Origin of the sequence: Streptomyces sp. NPDC059668, from assembly GCF_042734135.1 — a bacterium.
Classification (GTDB): Bacteria; Actinomycetota; Actinomycetes; order Streptomycetales; family Streptomycetaceae; genus Streptomyces.
The window spans coordinates 1-3202 of the sequence record NZ_JBHWEL010000147.1; the positions used below are offsets into that span (position 1 = coordinate 1).

Annotated in this window: 1 rRNA gene; it reads right to left on the reverse strand. The window is 57.0% G+C overall.

Features of this window, described 5'->3' with window-relative positions:
* Window positions 1–21 precede the first annotated feature (21 nt).
* A 23S ribosomal RNA gene (locus ACFV2J_RS42375) occupies window positions 22–3143 on the reverse strand.
* Between the last annotated feature and the right edge of the window lie 59 nt (window positions 3144–3202).

Genomic DNA, 3202 nt, shown 5'->3' on the forward strand with positions numbered 1-3202 from the left:
ACACAGTGGACGCGAGCAACTGAGGACAAGCCCTCGGCCTATTAGTACCGGTCACCTCCAGCGGTTACCCGCCTTCCAGATCCGGCCTATCAACCCAGTCGTCTACTGGGAGCCTTAACCCCTCAAAGGGGGTGGGAATACTCATCTCGAAGCAGGCTTCCCGCTTAGATGCTTTCAGCGGTTATCCCTCCCGAACGTAGCCAACCAGCCATGCCCTTGGCAGGACAACTGGCACACCAGAGGTTCGTCCGTCCCGGTCCTCTCGTACTAGGGACAGCCCTTCTCAATATTCCTACGCGCACAGCGGATAGGGACCGAACTGTCTCACGACGTTCTAAACCCAGCTCGCGTACCGCTTTAATGGGCGAACAGCCCAACCCTTGGGACCGACTCCAGCCCCAGGATGCGACGAGCCGACATCGAGGTGCCAAACCATCCCGTCGATATGGACTCTTGGGGAAGATCAGCCTGTTATCCCCGGGGTACCTTTTATCCGTTGAGCGACGGCGCTTCCACAAGCCACCGCCGGATCACTAGTCCCGACTTTCGTCCCTGCTCGACCCGTCGGTCTCACAGTCAAGCTCCCTTGTGCACTTACACTCAACACCTGATTACCAACCAGGCTGAGGGAACCTTTGGGCGCCTCCGTTACTCTTTAGGAGGCAACCGCCCCAGTTAAACTACCCATCAGACACTGTCCCTGATCCGGATCACGGACCCAGGTTAGACATCCAGCACGACCAGACTGGTATTTCAACGACGACTCCACACGGGCTGGCGCCCGCACTTCACAGTCTCCCAGCTATCCTACACAAGCCGAACCGAACACCAATATCAAACTGTAGTAAAGGTCCCGGGGTCTTTCCGTCCTGCTGCGCGAAACGAGCATCTTTACTCGTAGTGCAATTTCACCGGGCCTATGGTTGAGACAGTCGAGAAGTCGTTACGCCATTCGTGCAGGTCGGAACTTACCCGACAAGGAATTTCGCTACCTTAGGATGGTTATAGTTACCACCGCCGTTTACTGGCGCTTAAGTTCTCAGCTTCGCCACCCCGAAGAGTGACTAACCGGTCCCCTTAACGTTCCAGCACCGGGCAGGCGTCAGTCCGTATACATCGCCTTACGGCTTCGCACGGACCTGTGTTTTTAGTAAACAGTCGCTTCTCGCTGGTCTCTGCGGCCACCCCCAGCTCACCGAGTAAATCGGATCACCAGTGATGGCCCCCCTTCTCCCGAAGTTACGGGGGCATTTTGCCGAGTTCCTTAACCATAGTTCACCCGAACGCCTCGGTATTCTCTACCTGACCACCTGAGTCGGTTTAGGGTACGGGCCGCCATGAAACTCGCTAGAGGCTTTTCTCGACAGCATAGGATCATCCACTTCACCACAATCGGCTCGGCATCAGGTCTCAGCCTTAATGTGCGACGGATTTACCTATCACACGGCCTACACCCTTACCCCGGGACAACCACCGCCCGGGATGGACTACCTTCCTGCGTCACCCCATCACTCACCTACTACAGGTCTGGACCATCGGCTCCACCACTCCCCTTTGCCCGAAGGCTCCAGGGCGGCTTCACGGACTTAGCATCGCCTGGTTCAATGTTTGACGCTTCACAGCGGGTACCGGAATATCAACCGGTTATCCATCGACTACGCCTGTCGGCCTCGCCTTAGGTCCCGACTTACCCTGGGCAGATCAGCTTGACCCAGGAACCCTTAGTCAATCGGCGCACACGTTTCTCACGTGTGTATCGCTACTCATGCCTGCATTCTCACTCGTGAACCGTCCACCACTGCCTTCCGGCGCGGCTTCACCCGGCACACGACGCTCCCCTACCCATCACAGCAGGCGTTGGCCCTATTGCTGCAATGACACGACTTCGGCGGTACGCTTGAGCCCCGCTACATTGTCGGCGCGGAATCACTAGACCAGTGAGCTATTACGCACTCTTTCAAGGGTGGCTGCTTCTAAGCCAACCTCCTGGTTGTCTGTGCGACTCCACATCCTTTCCCACTTAGCGTACGCTTAGGGGCCTTAGTCGATGCTCTGGGCTGTTTCCCTCTCGACCATGGAGCTTATCCCCCACAGTCTCACTGCCGCGCTCTCACTTACCGGCATTCGGAGTTTGGCTAAGGTCAGTAACCCGGTAGGGCCCATCGCCTATCCAGTGCTCTACCTCCGGCAAGAAACACACGACGCTGCACCTAAATGCATTTCGGGGAGAACCAGCTATCACGGAGTTTGATTGGCCTTTCACCCCTAACCACAGGTCATCCCCCAGGTTTTCAACCCTGGTGGGTTCGGTCCTCCACGACCTCTTACAGCCGCTTCAACCTGCCCATGGCTAGATCACTCCGCTTCGGGTCTTGAGCGCGCTACTAAATCGCCCTATTCGGACTCGCTTTCGCTACGGCTTCCCCACACGGGTTAACCTCGCAACACACCGCAAACTCGCAGGCTCATTCTTCAAAAGGCACGCAGTCACGAGGCAAGCACAAGTGCTTGCCCGACGCTCCCACGGCTTGTAGGCACACGGTTTCAGGTACTATTTCACTCCGCTCCCGCGGTACTTTTCACCATTCCCTCACGGTACTATCCGCTATCGGTCACCAGGGAATATTTAGGCTTAGCGGGTGGTCCCGCCAGATTCACACGGGATTTCTCGGGCCCCGTGCTACTTGGGTGTTTCTCAAACGAGCCGTTGACGTTTCGACTACGGGGGTCTTACCCTCTACGCCGGACCTTTCGCATGTCCTTCGCCTACATCAACGGTTTCTGACTCGTCTCACGGCCGGCAGACCGTGAAAGAGAAATCCCACAACCCCACATACGCAACCCCTGCCGGGTCTCACACGCATATGGTTTGGCCTCATCCAGTTTCGCTCGCCACTACTCCCGGAATCACGGTTGTTTTCTCTTCCTGCGGGTACTGAGATGTTTCACTTCCCCGCGTTCCCTCCACTTGCCCTATGTGTTCAGGCAAGGGTGACAGCCCATGACGACTGCCGGGTTTCCCCATTCGGAAACCCCCGGATCAAAGCCTGGTTGACGACTCCCCGGGGACTATCGTGGCCTCCCACGTCCTTCATCGGTTCCTGGTGCCAAGGCATCCACCGTGCGCCCTTAAAAACTTGGCCACAGATGCTCGCGTCCACTGTGCAGTTCTCAAACAACGACCAACCACCCATCACCCCAC